The sequence below is a fragment of the Vibrio sp. 1978 genome (genome assembly GCF_033344345.1).
This window is the reverse complement of sequence record NZ_JAWPOP010000005.1, coordinates 162,190-187,755: the sequence shown is the minus strand read 5'-3', so window position 1 is coordinate 187,755 and position 25,566 is coordinate 162,190. Positions and strand designations below refer to the sequence as shown.

Annotated in this window: 22 protein-coding genes; 9 read left to right on the top strand and 13 right to left on the bottom strand. The window is 43.3% G+C overall.

Annotated elements, in window-relative coordinates; genetic code table 11:
- Positions 1 to 6 precede the first annotated feature (6 nt).
- Positions 7 to 894: a LysR family transcriptional regulator gene (locus tag R8N49_RS07425; RefSeq protein WP_017634152.1), complete on the bottom strand. Its 888-nt coding sequence runs from the start codon at positions 892 to 894 to the stop codon at positions 7 to 9.
- A gap of 231 nt (positions 895 to 1,125) precedes the next feature.
- Here R8N49_RS07425 and R8N49_RS07420 point away from each other — a divergent pair, with 231 nt between their 5' ends.
- On the top strand, positions 1,126 to 3,264 hold the full coding sequence (locus tag R8N49_RS07420) for a TonB-dependent hemoglobin/transferrin/lactoferrin family receptor (protein ID WP_258489417.1): 2,139 nt from the start codon (positions 1,126 to 1,128) through the stop codon (positions 3,262 to 3,264).
- 334 nt (positions 3,265 to 3,598) lie between these two features.
- Here the strand turns inward: R8N49_RS07420 and galE are convergent, their stop codons facing one another.
- Together galE and R8N49_RS07410 are read right to left on the bottom strand one after the other, a co-directional pair.
- Positions 3,599 to 4,615, bottom strand: a complete 1,017-nt coding sequence (gene galE, locus R8N49_RS07415) for a UDP-glucose 4-epimerase GalE (protein WP_005386320.1) — start codon at positions 4,613 to 4,615, stop codon at positions 3,599 to 3,601.
- 54 nt (positions 4,616 to 4,669) lie between these two features.
- Positions 4,670 to 6,628 (bottom strand): diguanylate cyclase domain-containing protein, encoded by a 1,959-nt coding sequence (locus R8N49_RS07410; protein ID WP_186585309.1) that lies wholly within the window; start codon positions 6,626 to 6,628, stop codon positions 4,670 to 4,672.
- A gap of 319 nt (positions 6,629 to 6,947) precedes the next feature.
- Here R8N49_RS07410 and R8N49_RS07405 point away from each other — a divergent pair, with 319 nt between their 5' ends.
- From R8N49_RS07405 to R8N49_RS07395, 3 genes are read left to right on the top strand one after another with little or no spacing between them, the layout of a single operon-like run.
- Positions 6,948 to 7,703 (top strand): 5-oxoprolinase subunit PxpA, encoded by a 756-nt coding sequence (locus R8N49_RS07405; RefSeq protein WP_186585310.1) that lies wholly within the window; start codon positions 6,948 to 6,950, stop codon positions 7,701 to 7,703.
- Positions 7,703 to 8,386, top strand: coding sequence for a 5-oxoprolinase subunit B family protein (locus tag R8N49_RS07400; RefSeq protein WP_005386313.1), 684 nt, complete (start codon positions 7,703 to 7,705; stop codon positions 8,384 to 8,386). The genes R8N49_RS07405 and R8N49_RS07400 overlap by 1 nt, the downstream gene beginning before the upstream one ends.
- Entirely contained in the window at positions 8,383 to 9,318 is a 936-nt protein-coding gene (locus R8N49_RS07395; protein WP_258489416.1) for a biotin-dependent carboxyltransferase family protein, read from the top strand. Before R8N49_RS07400 ends, R8N49_RS07395 begins: the two co-directional genes overlap by 4 nt.
- A 28-nt stretch (positions 9,319 to 9,346) precedes the next feature.
- On the opposite strand, the gene R8N49_RS07390 is transcribed toward R8N49_RS07395, so the two are convergent.
- The 3 genes from R8N49_RS07390 to R8N49_RS07380 all read right to left on the bottom strand — a co-directional run bounded on the left by R8N49_RS07390 (position 9,347) and on the right by R8N49_RS07380 (position 14,287).
- Complete coding sequence (locus tag R8N49_RS07390) at positions 9,347 to 10,786, bottom strand: FAD-dependent oxidoreductase (RefSeq protein ID WP_186585312.1); 1,440 nt, start codon at positions 10,784 to 10,786, stop codon at positions 9,347 to 9,349.
- Between the two features lie 352 nt (positions 10,787 to 11,138).
- Complete coding sequence (locus R8N49_RS07385) at positions 11,139 to 13,595, bottom strand: ABC transporter permease (RefSeq protein WP_186585313.1); 2,457 nt, start codon at positions 13,593 to 13,595, stop codon at positions 11,139 to 11,141.
- On the bottom strand, positions 13,595 to 14,287 hold the full coding sequence (locus tag R8N49_RS07380; protein WP_047101137.1) for an ABC transporter ATP-binding protein: 693 nt from the start codon (positions 14,285 to 14,287) through the stop codon (positions 13,595 to 13,597). The genes R8N49_RS07385 and R8N49_RS07380 overlap by 1 nt, the downstream gene beginning before the upstream one ends.
- Here R8N49_RS07380 and tesA point away from each other — a divergent pair.
- From tesA to R8N49_RS07360, 4 genes are all read left to right on the top strand, one after another.
- On the top strand, positions 14,286 to 14,888 hold the full coding sequence (gene tesA, locus R8N49_RS07375; RefSeq protein WP_005376324.1) for a multifunctional acyl-CoA thioesterase I/protease I/lysophospholipase L1: 603 nt from the start codon (positions 14,286 to 14,288) through the stop codon (positions 14,886 to 14,888). The two genes, R8N49_RS07380 and tesA, sit on opposite strands and share 2 nt — an antisense overlap.
- Before the next feature lie 82 nt (positions 14,889 to 14,970).
- Positions 14,971 to 16,170, top strand: a complete 1,200-nt coding sequence (gene fabV / locus R8N49_RS07370; protein ID WP_186585314.1) for an enoyl-ACP reductase FabV — start codon at positions 14,971 to 14,973, stop codon at positions 16,168 to 16,170.
- Positions 16,171 to 16,351: 181 nt separating this feature from the next.
- Entirely contained in the window at positions 16,352 to 18,265 is a 1,914-nt protein-coding gene (locus R8N49_RS07365; RefSeq protein WP_017821934.1) for a sensor domain-containing phosphodiesterase, read from the top strand.
- 71 nt (positions 18,266 to 18,336) lie between these two features.
- Positions 18,337 to 19,992 (top strand): ABC-ATPase domain-containing protein, encoded by a 1,656-nt coding sequence (locus tag R8N49_RS07360; RefSeq protein ID WP_017821933.1) that lies wholly within the window; start codon positions 18,337 to 18,339, stop codon positions 19,990 to 19,992.
- A gap of 79 nt (positions 19,993 to 20,071) precedes the next feature.
- Here the strand turns inward: R8N49_RS07360 and R8N49_RS07355 are convergent, their stop codons facing one another.
- Together R8N49_RS07355 and R8N49_RS07350 are read right to left on the bottom strand one after the other, a co-directional pair.
- A complete protein-coding gene (locus R8N49_RS07355; protein WP_005376328.1) occupies positions 20,072 to 20,692 on the bottom strand; it encodes a DNA-J related domain-containing protein in 621 nt (206 codons plus the stop codon).
- 128 nt (positions 20,693 to 20,820) lie between these two features.
- On the bottom strand, positions 20,821 to 21,660 hold the full coding sequence (locus R8N49_RS07350) for an isopenicillin N synthase family dioxygenase (protein ID WP_005386285.1): 840 nt from the start codon (positions 21,658 to 21,660) through the stop codon (positions 20,821 to 20,823).
- A gap of 242 nt (positions 21,661 to 21,902) precedes the next feature.
- On the opposite strand from R8N49_RS07350, the gene R8N49_RS07345 reads away from it, so the two are divergent.
- Entirely contained in the window at positions 21,903 to 22,499 is a 597-nt protein-coding gene (locus R8N49_RS07345) for a DUF2238 domain-containing protein (protein WP_005376330.1), read from the top strand.
- Here R8N49_RS07345 and cutA read toward each other — a convergent pair.
- From cutA to R8N49_RS07320, 5 genes are all read right to left on the bottom strand, one after another.
- Complete coding sequence (gene cutA / locus R8N49_RS07340) at positions 22,461 to 22,793, bottom strand: divalent-cation tolerance protein CutA (RefSeq protein WP_186585316.1); 333 nt, start codon at positions 22,791 to 22,793, stop codon at positions 22,461 to 22,463. The genes R8N49_RS07345 and cutA overlap by 39 nt on opposite strands.
- A 14-nt stretch (positions 22,794 to 22,807) precedes the next feature.
- Positions 22,808 to 23,059: a hypothetical protein gene (locus R8N49_RS07335; protein WP_186585318.1), complete on the bottom strand. Its 252-nt coding sequence runs from the start codon at positions 23,057 to 23,059 to the stop codon at positions 22,808 to 22,810.
- Positions 23,043 to 24,752 carry an SgrR family transcriptional regulator gene (locus tag R8N49_RS07330; RefSeq protein WP_005386283.1) on the bottom strand — a complete coding sequence of 570 codons (1,710 nt, stop codon included), beginning with the start codon at positions 24,750 to 24,752 and terminating at the stop codon, positions 23,043 to 23,045. Before R8N49_RS07330 ends, R8N49_RS07335 begins: the two co-directional genes overlap by 17 nt.
- Positions 24,753 to 24,831: 79 nt before the next feature.
- Positions 24,832 to 25,065, bottom strand: a complete 234-nt coding sequence (locus R8N49_RS07325; RefSeq protein ID WP_005376338.1) for a DUF3389 domain-containing protein — start codon at positions 25,063 to 25,065, stop codon at positions 24,832 to 24,834.
- Positions 25,066 to 25,071: 6 nt separating this feature from the next.
- Entirely contained in the window at positions 25,072 to 25,506 is a 435-nt protein-coding gene (locus tag R8N49_RS07320; protein ID WP_005376340.1) for a hotdog fold thioesterase, read from the bottom strand.
- Between the last annotated feature and the right edge of the window lie 60 nt (positions 25,507 to 25,566).

Below are 25,566 nucleotides of genomic sequence, written 5' to 3'. Positions count from 1 at the left end.
ACGTTGTTACTTTAGTTTCCAATTCTTTTTTAAGTACTGAATACACCAGGATTTTGCCTCACCCATAGTGTTCCGGCGCCATGCCAAAATAATATCCATCGGCTGTTCTTCAGTGCCTTCGATTCGTTTCAATACACCACTATCAATAAGAGGTTGTGCAATTTGGCTTGGTAATGTACCAATGCCTAAACCTGCAGTTAGCGCTTCTACTTTTGCCGTAAAGTTGGTGACGGTCAAGCGAGGCTGTTTTTGAATGATATTAATTGAGAGCGCTGGTTGCTCACGTGCGGTATCTGCAATAGCAATAATCCGATACTTTTCTCGCGCTGCTTCATCAAACTTACCACTACGCTTGTGAACATAGTGATCAGCGGAAGCTACCCAATACATACTCATTTTACCAATTTTTTCTGACTTAACTTCTTGAGGAAGCGTATCCAGTGATGGGCAAATCAGTAAATCAGCTCTCCCCGTATTCAACGACTCCCAGCTACCAGCCAGAATCTCCTCTTGCAGCCTGACTCGAGTTGAGCTGACCTCGGCCAGCGCATCAACCATCGGGAAAAAGTTGGATATAGGAATAATGCCATCGAAGGCAATGGTAATATCCAGTTCCCAGCCATTCGCCAATAACGTTGCATCGTTCACTAACTTTTCACTGGCTTGTAAAATGGCTCTTCCTCTTTCAAGAATAAGCTTACCTGCTTCAGTAAAATGGGCTTTGTGACCAGAGCGATCGAAGATAATAATGTCTAAGTCTTGCTCGAGTTTCTGGATTTGATAGCTCAGCGATGACGGGGCTCTGTCTAACTCATTCGCAGCAGCAGCAAAACTCCCTCTTCGATCAATAGCATCTAGAATATGGAGTGCTTCTAACGTAATTGGACTCTGCACATGGCCTCTCTTAATGTGATATTCATCACATTCGTTGTATTTGGATGAACTTATCAAGAACTAACGACAAATAATATAACATATTGATAACTAAAGACTAGGAATGCTCATAGCCTAAGAAGAAGATTCAATACAAATCAATAAATGACAATGGTAATGATAGTAATTACCATTTAGATCCATTAATATCCGCGTGTTGTTACCTATTATGGATCTAAGGTATTGAAGCCAATGTATAAAAAATCAATTTTGTCAGCCTCCATTTTAGTTGCCCTTTCCCATACTGCTTATGCGGAAGAAGCTTCTAAGTTTGAAGAAGTCGTTGTGTCGGCCACCCGTACCAACCAAACCATAAACACTGTTGCTGCTTCTGTTGCTGTTGTATCAGAGAAAGACATCGAAGAAAACATGGTAAAGGACTTGAATGATCTATTCGAGTATACGCCAGGTGTTACTGTTAATGGCACTCAACGCCAAGGCGTCCAAAGTATTAACATTCGCGGGATGGAAGGTAAACGAGTTAAAATCTTAGTAGACGGTGCATCTCAACCAGGTGTATTCAGCGGTGGACCATATTCGTTTATCAATTCTAGTGCCGTTACTGTCGACCCCGATATGCTAAAGAGTGTCGAAATTGTTAAAGGAGCAGCTTCTAGCCTACATGGTAGTGATGCAATTGGCGGTGTTGTCGCATTCGAAACAAAAGATCCGAAGGATTTCCTCAAAGATGGTAAAGACTTTGGTGGTCAAGCTAAACTCTCTTATTCATCGGAAGATAACTCTTTTAGTGAGCATGTAGCTTTAGCAAAGCGTTTCGGTAATACAGAAGCACTTATAGCCTTTACACGCCGTGATGGTGCAGAGCTACAAAATTTCTCTAAGGCGCCTTACGATAACTATTCTGTGGACAACCAAGATTATTACAAAAACGATCTATTGGTAAAACTTCAATCTCAATTGAATGACGCTCATCGCTTGGAGTTCTTGGGAGAAGTTATTTACAACGAGACTGACTCAGAGATCGCACATAAAAGTTACAAAAACTTCAACGCTGAAGACACAACCAAGCAAAATCGCATTGGGCTCAAGCACATTTGGTTTGCAGATGCAGCTATCTCGGATACGATCACGTCCAAGCTTACATGGATTGGTAAAGAAGAAAACGGCGTGTCTAATCGCTTTATCGAAGCCAGCCCAGGTTACCCACCTTACGTACCGCCTAGTGGTGACAACCAACAGAAAAAAGATTACGAATATACTGAAGACAAATTTGAATTCGAAACTCAGTTAGATAAAGAGATTCAAAATCACTATATTGTTTACGGAATATCGTACAAACATAGTGACATCAGTAATACCAATCGCGAGTTTAATTCCGATCCTGGCACGCCAGATACTGTTTACGTTTACACACCGGATGCAAAAGAAGAAAGCTTTGGTTTATTCTTGCAAGATGAAATTTCGCTTCTTAATGACAAGCTAATTCTGACTCCAGGTGTGCGTTACGATTACTTCTCTACTAATCCTTCAAATACTTCTGAAGAGTCATTCGAGAAGTTTAGCGACTCTGCATTAACTGGTCGTTTAGGAGCAACTTACTCTGTATCGCAACCTGGCACGATCTTCGCGCAAGTGAGCCAAGGGTTCCGAGCGCCATCGTTCGACGAGCTTTACTACACCTACGATAATCCGGCTCATGGCTATACCAACCGCCCTAACCCAAATTTGGGATCTGAAAAGAGTTTGTCTTATGAACTTGGTTACCGTCATAACACTGCAGCGTCTGTAACTGAAGTAGCGTTCTACTACAGTGATTACAGTGACTTTATTGAGCAAACGTCATCAAACAATGGTGGTTTAACTGAATTCACAAATATCAATATTAGTGAAGCAAACATTAAAGGGGTTGAGCTCTCTAACCGTCTTGATTGGCATGCCATTGCTGGTCTTCCATCAGGCGTGACAACTCGCTTTGTTGCAGCATACACAGAAGGTGAAGATGGTGATGGTAATCCTTTGAACAGTGTAAACCCATGGAATGCCGTAGCTGCTGTAAATTACGATTCACCAAATGCACTTTGGGGGACAAGCCTAAAAGTAAACTACACGGCTAAGAAATCGAACAGTGATATCAACTCTGATGGTGATAAAGGCGGAATCAAAGACCAAGTTGCTTTGCCGTCTGCGACAGTCGTTGACTTAACGGCGTACTACAAACCAATGAAAGATATAACCATTCGTGCTGGTGTTATGAATCTAACGAATGAAGAATACCATCTTTGGAACGATGTTCGCGGTAAGACTGAGTTAAGTCGAGACAAAACGCAAGCTGAGCGTAATTACAACATTAGTGTTAAATACGAGTTCTAAACCTTAAAAACACAAAAGCCAGCGTAATGCTGGCTTTTTTATGGCTTTCATTTCAAAAATGTAAAGAAAAGTATGAAAAATGAAAGTTTACTGTTTTGCCATCTCTTTTTTCACCATTACTGCTGCTGCAATGATGAAAGTGATGATCAGACCGAGTTCCATGAACTACCCCAATAGCTACGAGAAAATTTATAACCCAAATTAAGAGTCGGGCATAGTTTAACAGCTCTATATATACTTGCTACCTTTTAACCAGTAATTTACGATTTTTTCCGATTTGGATCAAAAAAGACGCAATTATGCGCCTTTTTGTTACTATTATGTAAATTAAAGATTAGGCATCTGGATAACCTTGAGGGTTAGTAGACTGCCAGCGCCATGTATCGCCAGTCATTTCTTCTAGAGTACGAGTTGCTTTCCAACCTAACTCATTCATCGCTTTTGATGGATCCGCCCAACACTCTGCAATATCACCTGGACGACGCTCAACAAGTTGGTATGGGACATCTTTACCACTTGCGGCTTCAAATGCTTTCACCATGTCCAGTACACTGTAGCCGTTACCAGTACCGAGGTTATAGATATGAAGGCCAGCTTTGCTACCTACTTTTTCTAATGCAGCAACGTGACCATCGGATAAGTCCATTACATGAATATAATCACGTACGCCTGTGCCATCTTTGGTCGGATAATCACTACCAAACACAGAAAGGAACTCTCTGCGCCCTACCGCAACTTGAGAAACAAACGGCATTAAGTTGTTGGGAATACCTTGAGGATCTTCACCTAGCTCGCCTGTTGGATGTGAACCTACCGGGTTAAAGTAACGAAGAAGTGTAATGCTCCAGTCAGGGTTCGCATTTTGGAAGTCGGTTAAACACTCTTCTACCATTAATTTGCTGCGCCCATATGGGTTAGTTGCGCTAGTTGGAAAGTCCTCAGTGATGGGTACAGATGCAGGATCACCGTATACAGTTGCTGATGAACTAAATACCAACGATTTAACTCCGGCTTCACGCATTGCATCAACCAATACTAACGTGCCATTAACGTTGTTGTCGTAATACTCTAGAGGTTTTGCTACAGACTCACCGACGGCCTTTAAACCTGCAAAATGGATAACAGCTTCAATATTGTGCGACTTTAGTGCTTCTACCATCGCTAATTTGTCTCTGATATCGGCTTGAATGAAGGTTGGCTTTACACCACATACCTTTTCAATTCGATCTAATACCGTAGATTTACTGTTGTACAGGTTGTCTAGAATTACTGGCGTCATGCCAGCTTCGATCATTTGAATACACGTATGACTACCGATATAACCCATACCACCCGTAACGAGTACTTTCATTTTATTATTCCTTCTGACGCGAATCGGGTTAGTTTAAAGCTTTGACGTTACGATTTAAACTGTCTCTTGTAATTCGCATCCCATTAATATTGCTTGGCCTTTCCCGGCTTTCTTTGCTTGATACATTGCCGTATCCGCACTTTTTAAAACTCGAGTAGCATCGCGCTCATTTACGCCGACTAATTTTACGCCGATACTAACGCCAACTTTGAGTAAGTGACCTTTGTACTCAATTGGAGCACATATGCTCTCGAGCAACTGTTCTGCTATTCGGGTGACCACTTTTTGATTGGCGGGATTAACCAACATGACAAATTCATCACCAGAAAGTCTTGCGATTAAATCACTATGTCTCGTCGCAGATGTTAGACGCTCGGAAACTTTTTTCAAAACTTCATCACCTGCATCATGACCGTAGGTATCGTTAACTTCTTTAAATCCATCCAGATCGAGGTACAAAACTGCAAATTCGTCACGCAAGTATCCAGAGCGTTGTACTAGTTGTTCCAACTCTAAATGGAACTTAGATCGATTTGCTAACCCCGTTAAAGCATCGTGATGAGCTAAATGCTCCAATCGTTCCATCTCTTTTGCGCCGGAAAGGTCGGTAAGAACAATAACCAGATCATAGAAACCATAGTCTTCACACTTAACGATACGATTGACTCGAGCAAACATCGGTACAAACTGACCAATATGGTTCTTCTCGATAACTTCACCTTGCCAAACGCCATAATTTTCTATCGACTCGATGATACTAGGCATCATTTCCTGTAACTTGCGCCACTTTAGCGTTTGGATGAATGACTTCCCAATAAGCTGATCCACCTCTAAGCCGACTAACTTAGTGACGGCAGGGTTTGCCATCGTAATGACACCGCGATGATTAAGAACAATGAGACCATCTTGGCTGCTTTCAAAAACGCGTCCCGCAACACGTTGCCGGTTTATGGCTTCTTCAATTTCGGTGATATCTTGAATCGAAAACAGTAAGTATTCATGTGTCGAGAGGCGACGACTGGTTAGGCTCAACTGCTGTTCGTTATCTGCATTTTTGAGGTGAATATCATCGCACTCTAGGCCTCGACTCAGGATCTGACTCAGCTCATTCGGTGTTTTGGTTTTAATTAGATCACGAATATTGGCGTATTTAAGCTCATCTAATTTTTTTTGAAATATTTGCTGGGTCGCCGTATTACAATGAATAACACGTCCGGAATTGTCGGTAATAACTAATGCATGCTGAACAGATTCGATAACCTCTTCTGAAAATGCGCGCTTTTGTTCTAGTGTGTCTAGTGAATGTTGCCGCTGCTTCTCACGTACTGTTAACCTGTTCATCATTTGATTGAAAGATCTCGCGAGCTCTCCAATTTCATCGTTGGCGTAATAGCGTGCTTGATTTTCCGTGCTTCGTCCGTGTGTCACATTCTCTATTACGCGGCTAAGCTCCATAACGGGCTTGAGAACAAGCCTCTCGATACTTATGTAAAAAACAGTGCCACCAGCGATCAGAAACAGAAGAAGTAAAGCGCCATCTTGAAGTAAAGATTGTATGGCTTCTACAATTGGGCGATGAGAAAGCGTAACTCTCATGCTACCAATGACATAGCCATCATGGATAATCGGCTCTAGAACATAAAGAAATTTGGTTGATAAGGCATAGCCTAGAGCGTGCAACCTACTTCTTTCGGTTTGACTTGGAACGGGTGCTAGTGCCCCACTTATCTCCATAACAGCGAATGGTTGGTCATCTTGGTCATAAAGTTTGACCCGCGTTACATTTGGCTGGTTTAAAAAGTTGGCGAGAATAGTTTGAGCTTTTTGCTTGTCCTTTGTTGTCAGCGCATCTTTAATTGAGAAAGAAACATTGTTAATCAGCTTTCTTGTCTGCTCGACCAGTTCATGCTTAGACGATTGGTATACAGTATACGAGGTGTAACCTTTTGAGATAACAAAGATAGCCGTTAAAAAGACCAGAAGAGGCCAAATAAGCTTCGCTCGTAATGACATATATATTCCTGTCGCAGACAACCACAAAAATGACAGAAGAACCATTATGCAATCTATCACCCATGAAGGGCGACAAGATTAACACGATGCTAATGCAAAATAACCTTAAATTCTCAAAAATTGGATGGAAAAGAAACGAAATACCTTAAAATTCGGATCAACTCAAATAACGGCAACATCTTTATGGACTAACGTGATCTTTTTCGTCAGCTATCTGCTCAAAAAGCTTCGTTTTCATGATAGAAGAATGAAGTGAGTCACTGAACCTAGATGCATTTTCCTGCATCGTAAACCCCTTGCTTGTGTAGAAATAAAACGTATGACATTGAATAAACAGCAACTTACATTGAACTGTGATATGGGCGAGAGCTTTGGCTCTTGGAGTATGGGCGCAGATGAAGACGTGATGCCCCATGTTGATATGGCGAACATCGCGTGTGGTTTTCATGCCTCCGACCCTAATGTCATGCACGACACTATCACCCTAGCGAATGACAACGATGTTGATATTGGCGCACATCCAGGTTACGCCGACCTACAAGGCTTTGGCAGACGAAGCATAAGCATGACGGGTGATGAAATTACGAACATGGTTATATATCAGGTTGGTGCTTTACAAGCATTATGCCGGGCGCAATACACAAACATCAGTTACATAAAACCTCATGGCGCTCTATACAACGACATGATGAAAAGTGATGCGATATTTAGAGCGGTAGTAAAGGCGGCAGCACTGTTCAAAGTACCGTTAATGATCCTAGCTTCACAGGAAAACGAAAAATACTTAGAAATCGCAGACGATTATGATGTTCCCTTGCTATTTGAAGCATTTGCAGATCGTTTATACCAAGATGACGGCTTACTGACTCCTAGAACACAGCACAATGCCGTGTTAAAAAGCGAGCACGCGATACTTGAGCAAGTCCGGACCTTAGCTGACTCTGGGCGTGTCAAAACCGCTTCAGGCGGTTACATATTATTGGAAGCCGACACAATTTGTGTTCATGGTGACAATGAAGAGTCGATCGCGCTGATCCAAAAGATCCGCCAAAGCCTATACGCTGGAGGAAATTAATGCATAAAGAGAAATTTAATATCTCTTTGATCTCCGAGTGCAGTATTTTCATTAAGTTTGATGAGAGTATTTCTGAAAATGCAGTCGGAGAGCTTGCTCGCAGCATAAGAGAAACTTTCGCTTCAATTGTTATGAACGTTGTCCCCTCCTATCAAACTATTCTCATTGATTACTTACCTTTTCGAATCAACGAAAAGAACTTAGTCAATGAGCTGCAACAAATCGTGAGCCAGTTTGATACTCAATCACTTAAGCTTTCCCAGCCGAATCACATTACTATCCCTGTATATTACTCTGAAGAAACCGCGTTAGATCTATCTCGTTTTCAAAAGCGAGGTCTGTCATTAGACGATCTTATTACCCTGCATACGAAAACCGAGTACGCGGTTTCTGCAATTGGCTTTGCTCCAGGCTTTGCATTTCTCTCTGACGTTGATACTCAATTGCACATGGCAAGGCTTGCCACACCAAGAACTCAAGTGCCGGCCGGAAGTGTAGGAATCGCAGACTCTAAAACGGCCGTCTATCCATCAGATAGTCCTGGCGGATGGAACATTATTGGTAAAAGCCCGCTTGCGCTCTTCTCCGACTCTCCTCCTTTTATACCGTTTGAAGTGGGTGACAAGGTCACCTTTAATGCTATTTCAAAACAAGAGTTTATCGATTTAGGAGGCGTACTATGAGTTACGGTGGATTACTGGTGGAAAAGCCAGGACCGCTCTCTTTAGTTCAAGACTTTGGTCGTTTTGGCTTAGCGCATGTCGGTGTGACTCAAGGTGGCCCGGTCGACGACTATGCTTACAGTTGGGCCAACCATTTGCTTGGTAACGTAGTCAATTGCGTTGCAATTGAAATTACTCTGGGTAACGCTTGTTTTATTGCATTGCATAACTGCCACCTTGCTATATGTGGCGGTGATTTAAATGCAAAAATAGATGGTGAACCTATTTCAAATTGGTCTGACTTTACGTTGAAAAAAGGACAGAAGCTTCAGTTCGGAGTCGCAAGGAATGGACTTCGCTCCTACCTAGCGGTTAAAGGTGGGTTCAATGTTGCTCAGCACTTAGGAAGCGCATCGACCGTCTTGCGAGAATCTCTAGGTGGTTATGATTCAAATGGTGGCGCTTTGAAAGCTGGCGATATTCTTCCCTTTGTCCCTCATAACTTACCGAAACGTAAACCAAGGCAAATGACGTTTCGCTTTAAGCCAGATTACAACTTACCCATTAAGTTGAGAGTGATTGAAGGCTATCAGAACGAGGACTTTGATGAAGACACTCGCCAAGCATTTTACAACAAAGCATTCATCATCTCCCCCAATTCGAATCGCATGGGCTACCGTCTTGAGGGCAATAACATTAATCCACCTTACGAAGGCGTCCTATCAGAGGGAATTGCATTAGGTTCAATTCAAGTACCTAGCGATGGTAACCCTATTGTGCTGCTCAACGATCACCAGACTATTGGCGGGTATCCTAAATTTGGCTGCGTAGCTCGTATTGACTTACCTAGACTGGCACAGGCGAAACCCGGACAAAAAGTCAATTTTGTGAAAGGAGATAGACTAGGCTTGCAAGAAGTATGGTGCCAATGGGCTCAGTTTTTTGGGTATTAATACAACCACTGAGCCCAAACACAGCCGATTATGCAGGCATACCATAACGCACTGCTAAAGCTTGTGGATAGCCTCGCTCTTGAGTGAGTTTAATCGCGTACTGCTCGACCTCTTGTTCAGACCACTTTACAGCGACCGGATGCTGTGTTTCCACATTTTGGTTAGGATCGATGTCAAACCAGAATTGAAGCATTTTTTGCGCTGCGAGTAGTGTCGATGACGCTTTTACCACCTCTATTCTCGCGTAGTGGTTATCTTCAAAAGTCACATCTGCCGCTCTGAGTACTGGATCTGTGCCGGGAATTTGCTGAGCGCCAAATAATGCTTTTCCTCCTTTTACAGCAGAGTGATAGTCGGGAATGAACTGTGCCATGTGTTTGATGGCGTTGTTCGTTCGCTCTTCTAACACTTCTTCTCTCCAGCCGTTACGGATCTTCGAGAGTAAAGGCATAGGCAGTTCAGGTTGAGCAGATGAGTTCGTGCTCTCCACTAAACCATCTTCAAACAGCGTGATTCCTTTTGTCATACCATGAAGTTGAAAGTAACCATCGCCATAAGGCGTCAATTGAGCCATTCCTTTATCGGTTCCACGCGGGCCATGAAAAATAACTTCTGGCCATTGTTGTTGACAGTCTGCCCACCTCGTAACGTAAGCGGCTTTAAACTCCACCAACCTGTCTCGCTTGGCACCAACTGTGTTGTCAATTGAGCCTGTTTCAAAGCCACACGCGTTAACCAAGTAGTCGCATGTCATAAGGTAATCGATACCTTCACGTTCATAGCCAAGTTGCCAGTGTTCCCCCATCCAATCGGCTTGCTTAAACGTTGCTTGTGTGAAGACCGAAGCATTAGGAAGCGTATCTAGTGTTAAGTTGGCAATTGCAGCGAGGCGAAAAACACTCCAACCATATTCTTGAACTGCGACAACAGGATACTTTAGCGCTTCAAGATCAGCATGTTGAGCAAAAGGAATACACCACTCATCGAAGTTTGTAGGATGACTTGGTTGAGTACGTTGCGCGAGAGCTTCTAGCTCCGCTTTTGAATACAGTTTGTAGTATTCGCTTGGTTCGCCGAGCACTTTATTACTCTCATCTTTATCAACGAGCGTTTGATAAGCACTTTTCACAACCTCTAATCGCGGAATTAGTGTGGATGGGTCTCCACCATCGGAATGAGGAACCGCGATGATTGTCGGACGAATATTCAGTGAAAGCGGATACAGGCGAACAGTATCAATAGATTGTGCTAACAAGTCTAAGCATTGTCGCTCGGAAATCTCTCGATATAAATTACCACCAGCATGCAAATGACAAATGGGTGGACCATTTACTAGTGATACGCCCTTCTCTATTACGGAAACTTTAAAACCCAGCTCCGCAAAATGAATTGCTGCTGTTGCACCTGCTACACCGCCACCAACAACAGCGATATGCTTATCTTTATAACTTGGAAACTCAGACTTCATTGCTTCACTAAAAATTTTATAAGGAAAATTCTTTACTAACGGTGAATTCTACTCGTGTTTGGACTTGATTAAAATCACAAAAAGTTCATGGGTTTGCGAAATATCCAACAGCGCCTGTAAAGTGCATTAAAGTAGAAAAAATTTGCGAAAAAGTACTTGACGACATGGTTAAGAAGACACTTTTTTTTGTCTATGTGAATAAGAATTTCACTGTAAGACCCATGGCGCAAAGCCTGCAGAAACACCCCACTTTTTACCCCATTTAGTTATCCCAAAAGTTATCCACTGTTTTTGTGGATAACTAAAATAAAAGTGTCATGGAGTGTTCCAAACTTGATAACACTCGCTGCGATTAAGTGTTTACTGGCGTTAACAATCTTTTCAACAAACTCATCACTACAAGTGCCAACGTAACAAATGTTGCAAGCGGTAAAGCTATCCACAATTCGGGGTGAATTTGTGCATTGAGATCGAATCCATATGTCATGACTGCGGCCACACAAACTTCCGCAGCGAATACCGCAACACCACTAGCAATCAACGCCATAATTCCGTACTCGGCCCACAGGGTTGTGTTGATCCGTTTCTTACTTGAACCTAATGTGCGATACAAACGAATCTCTTGTTGGCGTTGGGACAAGCTTAACCTCAGTAGCGTAAAGATGAGCAGCAGACCAGCAACAACGCCTAAAAGAGCAAGGATGGTGATTGCTGATACGATTTGCTGAATCAAAGCCTGAATTTTCTCGCCCATAGTTCGGATATCTAAAACAGAGACCGTTGGGTGAGCACGTGACATTGACGTCAACAACGCTTCATTTCCTTCTTCAATCCTATAACTGATGAGGTAAGAACCAGGTAAATTAGCCATCACGTCAGATGAGAAAATAAAATAAAAGTTAGGCTTCATGTCACGCCATTCGACATAACGGATGGTATCTACTACTGTATCGTAATTCTGGCTGTTTATTACAAAGCGCAGCGTATCACCGAGTTTTATGCCTAAGTCATTTGCTACATCCGCTTCTACAGATACACTCCCTTTGTTTGTCCATTCACCCGAAAGCACATCATTATATTCTGGTAGGGTATCTCCCCATGTCAGGTTTAGCTCTCGACGTATCGCGTCAGAACCTTCTCCTTCGTAATCAATCTCTTTGACGTTTTGACCGTTAATCTCTGTTAGTCGTCCACGAATTATTGGATAAGCTTGTGACCGCGTAACTCCATTTTTATCTAGGGTTTCTAGGTAGTTATCGAGCTCATAATCACCAATGTTCAAAGCGAACACATTTGGCGCGTCTGCAGGTAAGGTTCTCTCCCAATCCGCGAGAATATCGCTGCGCACAAGCCAAATGATAGACAGCAACATCAAAGATAATGCCAAAGCACCAAACTGTAGGCCGCTGGTTACTGGCGTCCGGTTGATACGACTCAACGCAAGCTTCATTGCAGGATGGGTTGACACACGTGCAAACAGCTTTGTGAGTGTGACGCTAACTGCTGCGAGTACCACAAACAGTACCGCTATACCAGTGAGCACGATCCAAACTAAGGTGTTATCTGCATACAGTAAAAGCAGTGGAACAACGGGAACTAGAACAAGTAAACTTCGCTTCCAAGAACGTTGCGCTTTACCCTGCTGTAGCACTTCTAACGCGGGAGTTTTAATCAAGCCTAACAATGGTATACCGAGAGCAGGCACCGTAATCAAGACTGCTGAGATAAATGCCACCAACAATGGTGTGACGCCGTAACTAGGGAGTGGCTCGGGTAATAAGTCTTTGAGTGGAATGCGTAATAAATATTCCAGCCCGCTCCCTAACAATAGACCGACGACACTGGCACTAATGAGAAGGATTGTGACTTGAATAAATAACCACTTTTCAATCCATCGGCGGCTCGCACCAAGACTTTTCAACATCGCGATAGTTTGTGTCCGGCTGTTCACGTAATTTTGACAAGTAAGAACCAAGGTTGTCGCCGCCATAATGATGACAATTGCTACTGTCAACGACAGATACTGCGTCGTGCGTTCAAAAACCTCATTACTACGACTGGCAGTATCTTGCGTGCGCCAGCGATCGCTCGGAGAAAGCTGCGTATCATCTTGTAAGCTCTTTAGTGTTTTATCATCGGCTTGTAAAAATAGACGGTATTGAACTCGACTCCCAACTTGAATTGCTCCTGTTTTATCTACGTCACTTTGATGAATGTATGCAGAAGGCATTTGCTGAAATGGATTAAAGCTCAAGCCTGGTTCCATCAATACTGCGCCTGATACAGTAAACTCGGCATCGCCTATCGTGACACTGTCACCTGACTTTACGCTTAGTTGAGTCATAATCCGCTCATCAAGCCAGAGTTGGTTCTCTTTAACGCGACCGGCTGGATTATTTTCAAGAACGAGCTCTCCCATTAAAGGGTAATTATCATCCACCGCCCTTACAGAAATAAGCTGCATACCATTATCGCTAAATGCCATAGTGGCAAAGCGTGTCATCGTCGAACGTTCAAGGCTTTCAGTCGAGGCTAACAACGTGTCCGGAATGGGATTAGCAGACACAAACACCGCATCTGCCGTTAATGCATCCTTCCCTTGCTTGACGATCACCTGCTCCATTCGTTCTGCTAATGCAGAAAGCGCAAAGATACTCGCAATCACGAGAATAAGAGCAACGCTAATAGGCCAAAGGTTCCCCTGCCTTATTTCGCCGAAACTCCAACGTATCAAACTTTTATTCGGCGAGTGCTGTGTTGTACTGTTTTGCTCTGTGGATGTTGCTTCACTTGATGATACTGCAGACATTACATCTCCTCCTTAAGCTCACCCGCCTCCATACGATAAATACGGTCACATCGGCTTGCTAGATGACCATCGTGTGTTACTAAAATCAGAGTTGTCCCATGCTGTTCATTAAGATCGAATAGCAGCTCAATCACTTTGTCTGCGGTTTGATGGTCAAGATTGCCGGTAGGCTCGTCTGCGAACAACAGCTCAGGCTGTGTCATAAATGCACGCGCTAGCGCAACTCGCTGTTGTTCACCACCAGATAACTGGCTTGGTAGATGATCGACACGTTTTTCCAATCCAACAGCAGCTAACAATTCCGCTGCTCTTGCTTCATCTTCGGCTTCACCACGTAAAAGACAAGGAAGCGTGACATTACGTAATGCACTCAAACTCGGGATTAACAGGAAACTTTGGAAAACGAAACCTAAAGAGTCAGCCCGAATTTTCGCACGTGCTTCATCGTCCAGTTTTGATAATTCATGACCTAATAAAGTAATTTCGCCTGATGTCGGCGTATCAAGACCAGCTAGCAACGTCATCAATGTTGACTTACCTGCACCGGAAGTTCCGACGATGGCGATTTTTTCTCCTTTTCGGATGTCAACATTTACGTCTTTGAGGATTGTTAATTGTTCTTGATTAGTAGAGACTTGTTTAGAAACCAAATTGGCTTGAACAATAGGTGCATTAAGTACAGGTGTTTGCATGATTCGTATACTTTCCTTAGTTCTATTTTTTTGTTTTTCCGCTACTGCACATGCGAGCGAAAAGCTACTTGTCTTGGGTGATAGCTTGAGTGCAGGCTATCAGATGCCGATCGAAGAGAGTTGGCCTAGCTTACTCCCTGATGCGTTGTCAGAACATGGTCAAGATGTAACAGTTATTAATGCCAGCATTTCTGGCGATACCACTGGCAATGGCTTAGCACGGTTACCTCAGTTGCTAACTCAGCATAGCCCTGACATGGTACTTATTGAGTTAGGTGCCAACGATGGCCTAAGAGGTTTCCCTCCTAAACTTATTACGTCGAATCTTTCAAAAATGATTACCATGATAAAAGATTCTGGTGCGGACGTTGTCATGATGCAAATTCGGGTTCCGCCTAATTATGGTAAGCGCTATAGCGATATGTTTTACGATATCTACCCTAAGCTTGCACAGCATCAACAAGTTGCCTTGATGCCATTCTTCTTAGAGCATGTTGTCACCAAACCAGAATGGATGATGGATGATGGCCTTCACCCAAAACCAGATGCACAACCTTGGATCGCTGATTTCGTTGCTCAAGAATTAATTAAACATCTCTAATTTTAATGGTCTAGCTCAATAAGTTTTACGTAACTTTACGTTAATCTATTTTCAATTCCACTCATCGAGGATAGATAACAACATGCGAATAGAACCGTTAATTCAAGGTGTTGTTGCTCGCTCTGCGCACCCCAAAGGGTGTCATGCATCTATTAAAGAGCAAATTGAATACGTAAAGCACGCCCCACAGATCAAAAAAGGCCCAAAACGGGTTTTGATTATTGGTGCCTCCTCTGGTTTCGGCCTAGCGGCACGAATAGCCCTAACGTTCGGTGGCGCTAACGCCGATACCATTGGCGTCTCATTTGAGCGTGGCCCTTCAGAGAAAGGGGTTGGGAGTGCGGGTTGGTATAACAACGTCTTTTTTAAGCAAGAAGCAAATCAAGCCGGGCGTACCGCAATAAATATTGTTGGCGATGCATTCTCTGGTTCGGTGCGCAATCAAGTGATTGAAGCCATTGAAACGTACTTTGAGGGTGAAGTTGACTTAGTCATCTATAGCTTGGCAACCGGTGTTCGACCTAAACCTGAATCTGATGAGTTTTGGCGCAGTGTCATTAAACCTATTGGTGAACCTGTCACTGGCGCTTCTATCATGCTGGAGAACGATAAGTGGATAGAAACCACCTTAACGCCTGCAACAGAAGAGGAAGCCAATGCCACCATTAAAGTAATGGGCGGCGAAGACTGGGAAAGCTGGATTGACACACTCATCAATAACGACTCTATCGCAAACGGCTGCAAAACCATCGCCTTTTCTTACATGGGCCCTGACATTACGCACCCAATTTATCTCGATGGTACGTTAGGTCGAGCGAAAATCGATTTACACCAAACCAGTCATTCATTAAACCTCAAACTCGCCAACTTTGACGGCGGTGCTTACGCAACCGTGTGTAAGGCGTTGGTGACGAAAGCCAGTGTATTCATCCCTGCTCTAAGCCCTTACCTGTTAGCGCTTTATCGAGTGATGAAGGAAAAAGGTACTCACGAACGCTGTATTGAACAAATGCAGCGGCTGTTTACTACGAAGTTATACGATCAAGAGAAAGTGCCAGTTGATGGCGAACGCTTGATTCGAATAGATGACTTGGAACTTGAACCGCAAGTTCAACAAGAAGTCCACGCTCTTTTAGAACAAATGAATGCTGATAACTTTAAAGAGATTGGTGATTACCAAGGTTTCAAAGATGAATTTATGAAGCTCAATGGCTTTAACTTTAAAGATGTCGACTATTCGCAAGATATTTCTATTGAATCGTTAATGTCGCTTAAGCCTTGATGCTTGTTATCTGTTTCAAGGATGAGATATGTGACAACTATTCCTAGTCCTGAACACTTTTCAGGACTTTTTTTTGTTTCGAGCCCTAGCCACCCTATACTTAATTAAAAAGCGAGAACAAAATAGAGCAGTCTGCATTTTTAAATTCACAGGAAGTGAAACCACGTAAAGGATGACCTATATGGGGAGATTGCAAACATTAGACTACGAAATCCCTGAGTCTATGCGAAGAAGTTGGCAAGAAATCGTCAACTTACTGGCTCAAATAACACACGTACCCACCACATTAATTATGCGTATCCATCCGGATCGCATAGAAGTAAATACATCTAGCGAAACTCTAGGTAATCCTTATCGTACTGGCGATGCAGAGCAGCTTGGTAACGGTTTGTATTGCGAGCAAGTTATAGAACAGAAAGGCGAGCTTGTAATCCCCAATGCGCTTGAAGATGAAGAATGGCAAAATAACCCAGACATCAAACTAGGCATGATTTCTTATTGCGGCTTACCGCTATTCTGGCCAAATGGGGAGTCATTTGGAACAATCTGTATGCTTGACTCTGAGAGAAACGAGTACAACGATAGTTACCGTCAGTTGCTTGAAACTTTCAAAGATTCAATCGAAGCACAGCTTTCAGTTGTGTACCAACAACATAAACTTCAGCGACTTAACACCGAGCTAAAGAGTCGAATTGAAAATCGTACCACGGATTTAGCCCAGTTAAGTTACTCCTTAACACAAGAAATTGATCGCCGTAAAGCCGCGGAAAAACAAGTGAGCTACCAAAAAACACATGATCAGGGAACTGGATTTCTAAATCGTTCTGCACTTGAGAACATTGTCCAATACACCTTACAGTCCCTTGATAGTGATCAGCAATCGCTTGTGGTCATCAACATTGGTTTTAGTAACGCTCGCAGTATTCAGACCAGGCACGGGTTCGAGGTCTTTGACAACATTTTAAAAGAATTTCACTCCAGATTAACCAGACACGGTGCTAGCGGATTTATCACTGGTAGACCAAGTTCGAATGACATGGTTTTATTGATTTGGGGAGAGGATATTGAAGCTCGGTTAAATCAACTATTAGATGATATCACTAAAATTAGCGTAGATGGATTTGTCTTCAACAAAACAGAAATACATTTGCACACGTATATCGGTATAGTTCAAGCTTACAAAGATTGCAGCAATGCTAAGCGTATCCTTCAACATGCATGTTACGCGATGCTTCTATGTAAAGAATCCGGCGAACCTTTTAGTTATTTTAGAGAAAATCATTCGGCGGATCTCAATAGTCACAATGAACTGGAAAGTTACCTTTTACAAGCAGTGCGTAACGACGATTTAGTGTTGTACTTTCAACCTCAAGTAGACTCCAAAACACGTAAATGGATTGGCGCAGAAGCCTTGCTTCGTTGGAGACATCCAATACTTGGCGACGTTTCCAACGAAGCATTGATACATATGGCCGAACAAAACGGGCTTATCTTTGAAGTTGGCTCTTTTGTTCTGCGTACCGCGATAGACAAAGCGAAACAATGGTCTGAGTTAATCGATAACTTCAAAATTGCCGTCAACGTTTCTCCCATTCAATTACAAAACGTAAATTTTGCAGAACAAGTGCAACACCTACTCGACACTTTCCATTTGCCAGCACACTTTCTCGAACTCGAAGTAACCGAGAGCGCTCTAATTGCTGATGAAATAGTAGCACGCACAACGTTAAATAAGTTGCATAAACTAGGTGTGACATTGTCACTTGATGATTTTGGTACAGGATATGCTTCGTTCAGCTATTTAAAGAAATATCCGTTTGATGCCATCAAAATTGATAAAAGCTTCGTCCAGCAAATGGAAAAGTCAGATGATGATCGCGAGATCATTTGTTCAATCATACACATTGCAAAAAAACTGGAACTCCAAGTAGTGATCGAGGGCATTGAATCCCACCAACAAGAGCAGTTTCTTATTGGTGAGGGTTGTGATATCGGACAAGGTTTTCTTTATGGTAAACCTATGCCTTGTAATGAATTTGAGCAAAGTTTGTTTAATCAGCGCCTTTCTGGCGGGCAATACGCCTACTCTTCCTAAGCATTCTCTTTACTATGAGGGCGGTGGTTTCTATAATCGCCGCCCGCTTCTATTAAAAGGCCAATATCTTCATGGATCAGTTGACTGCCACGCTTAAGAAAATTGAAAAGCAGAACTACCGAGCTTATCAGCAAATCAAAGGTCAATACGACTTCACTGATTTCACTTTGTTTATCGATCATGTACAGGGTGACCCTTATGCATCGGCGTCACGTTTTCGTGCGACTCGCGCATGGTCTTTGACTGGTCTTGAGTGGCTAAGAGACGAGTCTCCTGCATTTCAAAGAGCGGCACGTGATTTTATTGCGCGTAGTTTTGAACAGTTTGCTAAACAAGAAAACTCAGTATCAATTTCACTGACAGGCCAAACTGTACTGGATAGCACCGCGGTGTTGTTTACTGAAGAAGGTATTGAACTGCGTTTTCGAGTTAACTTACCAGCCGAAGGTCGTTCAGTATTGGGGAAAAAAGCCAACAACATACTGACTTTCCACCTGCCTAAGTTTATCCGTCGAGCAACTTTAGAGCGTGAACTCGACAAAGCCGCTTTAATTAAGCACTGCCAAGTTGTTGAAGACCAAGATGCCCTACGAGAACAGTTAGAGGCCAATAACTTAGTCGCGTTTGTCGCAAACGGCAGTATTCTTCCTCGAATTGCAGGTAATTGCGACCTTCCAATGAAAGAAGCCGTTGAGTTTAAAGCCCCTGAATCTCTACAAGTCACTTTACATGCGCCAAACAAGGGCCATGTCACAGGATTAGGAATTCCAAAAGGTATCACACTGATTGTAGGTGGTGGCTTCCACGGTAAATCTACCTTATTAAATGCAATAGAGCGTTCAATTTACGATCATATTCCAGGAGATGGTCGCGAATACATTGTTGCCGATAACAAGGCTATGAAGATTCGTGCCGAAGATGGCCGATGCGTACACCACTTGAACCTATCAAACTACATCAACCATTTACCGATGGGTAAAGATACGGCGGACTTTTCTACTCAAGACGCATCAGGCTCAACGTCGCAAGCCGCTTGGCTTCAAGAGTCTATTGAAGCGGGTGCAAGCACATTATTGATTGATGAAGATACTTCTGCTACCAACTTCATGATTAGAGATGAGCGTATGCAGGCATTGGTGGCAAAAGGTGATGAGCCAATTACTCCTCTCGTCGACCGCATTGGTCAATTACGAGATGATCTTGATATCTCTACCATTATCGTTATGGGTGGGTCGGGCGACTACTTAGACGTTGCCGATACCGTCATTCAAATGCACGACTACCAAGCCGTTGATGTGACTGAAAAAGCGAAAGAAGTTATCGCTCAGCACCCTACTCAACGCCATAACGAGTCAGAAGAACGTTTACAGACCTTCCCACCTCGAGCACTGAACCGCGTTGCGTTGATGAATATTCTGACTGACGGCAAGTTCCGTGTGAATGCGAAAGGCAAAGAGTCACTTCGATTTGGTAAAGAGTTTACTGATCTTAGCGCTTTGGAACAGATAGAGTCAGCCGATGAAGTCAACACAATTGGCTGGTTATGGTTCCAAATTGCTCAACTTCCAGGTTGGTGTAATCATCCGGCGAAGGAGATTGAAGAAATGCTGTCTGGTGAGTGGCATGCCGCTCTTCCTAAGCAAGGCGACTTAGCCAAACCACGCACACTAGACGTTATGGCTGCCCTCAACCGCATGCGAAAATCTCAGTTTAAGTCATCATGCTAGTTTTGATACGCTGACAGAGACAGTTCAATCAAAAGGCAGCTATAGTTAGCTGCCTTCCTTTATCTTTATTCTTAGCGAATCATTCGTTTCTCAGTACATTCCACGCTTCACAAAGAACTCTAAATCTTTCTGCATCGCCATTTTCTCGATCAGGATGCCAACGAAGCGCGAGTTTTCGCCATTGTTTTCTAATTTCCGCAGGCGTAGCGTCAGTGTTAAGTTCAAATAGTGACAGTGCCTTTGTCTTATCTACGCTGGCTACTGACGAACCACCGATGAACTTTTGATAAGTTGTCCAAAATTCATTCAACAGTCGACGCACTTCATCTTCGTCCGCTTCGTAATTGCGCCAATCTAAGTAATACTCACGCAAAGGATCATGAATATCGATCTTATGCCTCAAAGCTTCCATCGAAGACATGAGCTGAATATCCATGGCTTCGACTTGAAGCCAGCTATCCGGATACAGAGTGTCTTGCAGTTGATATAATGCATTCATGATCAGGAAATTTCTTTTGAATAAATCCTTATCGGGAGAGTCGTCCAGCTTTGAAATATAACCTTGTTCACCCAACGAGCTTGCCAAGGTGTGCACTTTCCAATTAGAGGGCTGTTTTCTCAGAATTTCTAACATTGGCCAAAGCAGCGGATTTTCTATTGCATGAGGCTCAATACTATTGACAGTACGTTGTCCTTCCATTCATCCTCTCTGACACGAGTTTAGGGCCCCATTCACGGCACAAAAAACATAGTTTCCACTTTGTAGCATAAATGCAAAAAGGCCGATAGTCATTCACCATCGGCCTTTGTAAGGAGATCACGTAAAGGTTAAATAACCCCTAGCTCACGTAAACGTTCCATAAGGTAGCTATGTGCAGTGTAGCGCTCAGATAACACCACTTCCGGCTTTGGATGCAGGAACAACGGTAATGAGATACGTGACTTTTCTTGACGGCCACCCGTAGGGTTGATTACACGGTGAGTCGTTGAAGGGAAATAACCACCTGACGCTTCTTGAAGCATATCACCAATGTTGATGATTAAGTTCCCGAAGTCACATGGTACATCGATCCAATCACCCTCTTTACTCTTTACTTGCAGTCCAGGTTCATTAGCAGCAGGCAAAACCGTTAACAGGTTAATGTCTTCATGCGCAGCAGCACGAATAGCGCCTGGCTCTTCTTCGCCTGTCATCGGTGGGTAGTGAAGCACGCGTAGTAATGTTTTGTCACTGTTATTGATCATTTCTGACAACGCGATAGAGAACTTCTCTTGAACGTCCTTAGGTGCGTACGCTTCAACCCAGCCTAATAGCTCTTGAGCAAATGCATTGGCACGCTCGTAGTACTCTAAGATTTCAGCTTTAAGCTGCTCTGGGATCTGACCCCAAGGGTAAACATGAAAGTACTCTTTGATGTCTTTCACTTTGTGCCCTTTCGCCACTTCAGACACAGAAGGTGGGAAGTAGCCATCTTGGGTGTCTACGTTAAAGTGAAAATCATTCTTTTGTTCTGAACAGAAAAACTCATGCCAGTTTTTGTAAATTGACTCTACAAGCTCTTGTGGAATCGGGTGGTTTTTCAACACACCGAACCCCGTTTCGCGTAGAGAGGTAACGAACTGTTGAGCAGCATCGTCAGCAAGATAATCGACAGTTTCCAGTTTCATGGCTTTACTTCTTTTTTATTAGACTGAATCATGGATTCTATGGATGGGCATGTTGTAAATCAAACTTTAATGAAAAGTGCACGCGCAAACGTTTTAATGTTGAGCAGTTTGCCAATAAATCAACATTTTCAGTGATCAAAAAAACTATTAAAATACCAATTGCACACCGTTCAATTAAGTGCAATCATTAACACAATCTATGGAGTCCCACTGTAAGATAAATTGAAGGATCAAGTAACTCTATGAAAAGCACCTCAACACTCTTAGGATTAACGATTTTTTATGCCATCGTGTTTTTATTTTCTGCGTTGGAACCTAACTCACGTGCAGTTTGGTTTGCGGAGATTATCCCGGCGATTGGTATTCTTGTTGCTATTTGGGCGATTTCGATTCGCTATCAGTTCAGTAATACGGCTTACTTTTTAATGTTCATCTGGCTCTGTTTGCACACTATCGGTGCGAAATATACGTTCTCCGAAGTGCCGTTTGACTGGTTTAACGACATGATTGGTTCAGAGCGAAATAATTTTGATCGCGTTGCGCACTTTTCAATTGGCCTTTACGCATATCCGATCGCTGAATACTTGATAAACAAAAAACGGTTCAACAAAGCGTTCTCTTGCTGGTTTGCTTTGTTTGCTATCATGTCACTTGCTGCTGGCTATGAGATTATCGAATGGTGGTATGCGGAGTTGGCTGGTGGCGATGAGGGAATTGCCTTTCTGGGCTCGCAAGGTGACATATGGGACGCCCAGAAAGATATGTTGTGCGATACCGTTGGTGCAGTGTTGTCTTTATTCTTAATGTCGGCTCAACGTCGATTCTCTCAACCATTCTAAATAAGGGTTAAACCCATCAACAAGTGGAACCTGTACGATTTGAGCGACCTCGTATTCGTGCAGGTTTTCTATTTTCTCTTCCACCAATTCATAGAGCTCTCGACGAGTTTTGATCACCAGCAACCATTCGTTGTCAGTACAAATCTCCCCTTTCCACACATAGTGACTTTCAATAGGCATTGTTTGAATACACGCGGCTAATTGTGCATCTAGCAAACCTTTAATGATCTGATCTCGATTTTTTTCGTTGCTGGTTGTGCTTAACACCATGCAGTAGTCATGTTTTATACTCATTTTCTAGCCCTTCATTATTTCATTGTCACTTTGCTGCCAATCATTTTGTAAGCAGGCGTTCCTCTCACTAGGGTATCTCTTGCAAATTCTTGCCCGCAACTGGGACAGATGCATGGGGTTTGTGTGAAATCGTCAACAATGCGTTCTTTGAAGCACTTGACCAGTGCGCCTTTTCCGCCTTTACGGTACTTGAATAGTTGAGTTTTACACTTTGAGCAATAGATATCGACGGTTTTCGTCGGCTGCTTCTTATTCGGTTTCGCCATGGTTACTTTCTATATCCGGTTTGACCCATACATTATTAAAATCAAACCAACCTAAGGCATTACACTTTGCATTTTGTAACGCACCGCTGTGGTCTTTATTCACGCCTAGCCAACAGTGAAACATAGGAATCACCTGACAGCTTTTTACTAACTGTCGTCCTAGCTCACGCGCAGGAAAGTCTGTGTGCATCCCAGCACGCCATTGATCGACAAGTTTAGCCCATTCACTAAAATCGTAACCTGAACTGAACTTCTCAATATCACTGTAATCCAGGAGCCAGCCCGCCAACGCGTCATTTCGGTTCGTTGCAATGCCCATAGCTTTCACCCAGATATCCACTTCCTCCGGTGCGGGCGGTTGAGAATCATAACGAATAAACTCAACCTCTATACCGTGCGGTTTTAAGAGTGTCTTGATGGCCTTGGCAACTACTGGAAACATCGGATGCTTTTTCTGATACGCTACGGAAATTACCTTATTAGCCTGTGGTACGCTGCCCGCTTCTGCTGGCCTAAGATCAATCCAACCGGGCTTAAGGCCAAAGGCTTGCAATACTCCCAGTTCCATCACTTTATCTTGTGGGACATGCGCGTAAATCTGGTGACTGTTGAGGGTTTGCGAGAGGAACTCTGCCCAACGTGGATCTTTTGCAATCCCAGTGTTTTTGTTTAGTAATAGGAATGTACAGCCAGGGTCCAGCTCGACTTCATCGGATGAACCTTGTTTATCCATCTTCGGCTTTGACAGGCTTGGATAAACCATTGAAGAATAGGCTTCATCGATTACCCACACCTCCACTTGGTCAAGTAAAGGGCGAAAACCAAAGTAGCCATCAAAAGCAGTCAAAATAAGACGCTTATCATCATTCATTTTAACTTGGAACGGCCCTGTCCCTATCGGTTGTCTATCAAAGCTTTCAGAACGCAAAGCACTCGGTAGCAAAATTTTTGCTTGCGACTCACTCAGAGCCAGAGGCAGGTAGCGATCAGGACGGACGAGCTCAATATCAACGGTCCACTCTTGTGGTGAAGACACCCGCTTTATGTGAGAAAACAAGTTCAAGCCATTTAACGCAAGCACACTTTCAAGAACACAACTGGTTGTTAACGGTTCACCATTATGAAAGCGTACTCCACGACGAAGATAAAAACGCCAATGAGTATCAGAAATTGCTTCCCACGTGTGGGCTAAATCTGGTTGAAGTTGTTCATTTTCATCAAGGCGAGTGAGTCCGCTAAAAATTTGTCTGGCGATGTGCTGTTCAGAACGCCGCATCGGTTTCTGCGGGTTTAACATCGACAATGGTCGATAATAAGGCAAACGCACGACCTGCTCGCCCTGTCGATGCTGAAGCCCTAAATAACCTTGGATAACCTGCGTCAATCGTGCCGCATCGTTATCAAGCGCATCTAGAGCCTGACCGATTTTCCCTTCATCGAGATAACGCCTGGCGAGGTTTTCGCTGACATCGCTTCGATTACGTTTAAAAACGAGTTTCGAAAGTTTTCCTCGACCCGCTGCCGGATGCCACTCAATCCAGCCCTCTTCTTCAAGTTTATTTAGAACAATACGAGCATTACGACGTGTACAAAACAACGCTTCGGTGATGTCTTCGAGCTGAACGTCCGTATCGTGACCGGAAAATTTTTCAAACAGTGTTTCGAACTGAACACGTAAACGAGGGCTACTCATAAAGAGGAAATTCTTATCTTGTTGTCGATAAGCTAAGTTTCCTCATTTTTACCAAAAAGTGCAAACATCACACTATAAATTATTGAATATCGATACCAATTTCTCGCGAAAGTTCAGCCAGTTGTTCCTCGTTGTCCAGCTTGATAGACCATTTGCACTCTGCTCCATGAGATAAAACAACGTTCGCTCCTCTACCCAGCAACTGAATTGCATCGGTTTGCGCTTGCAAGGTTACCATTGCACTACCGGAGAGCTTAATCACTATTTCACGCTGGGTTGCAATGATTTTTCCTAATGAAAACTCAATCACCATCTTAGTTTATACCGACTTTGTTTTGTGTTGTTTCACAGCGATGGTCAAGCGACTGGTACACACTAAACGGCCTCGCTCATCAGTGATATCGATTTGCCACACTTGCGTTGAAATACCCAGATGAAGCGGTTTTGCCGTACCAATCACATGACCACTTCGCATGGCTCGCACATGGTTCGCGTTAATATCTAAACCGACGCAGTAGCTGCCCTCATCGACAGAGAAGTTTGCAGCCAATGAGCCTAATGTTTCTGCGAGCACGACTGATGCACCACCGTGAAGCATTCCTAAAGGTTGATGAGTAAAGCTGCATACGGGCATGGTTGCTGTAAGGGAGTCGTCAGTGAAATCTGTATATTTAATTTGTAGGTGCTCGATCAGGGTATTTTTTGACGTGGCATTCAGAATCTCTATGCTTACGGGCTTTTTCCATATACTCATTGTTTTACTCTTAGTTTCACAAACTGGTTTGTTAGGTTGTAACGACGTGCTAGGAAGCTA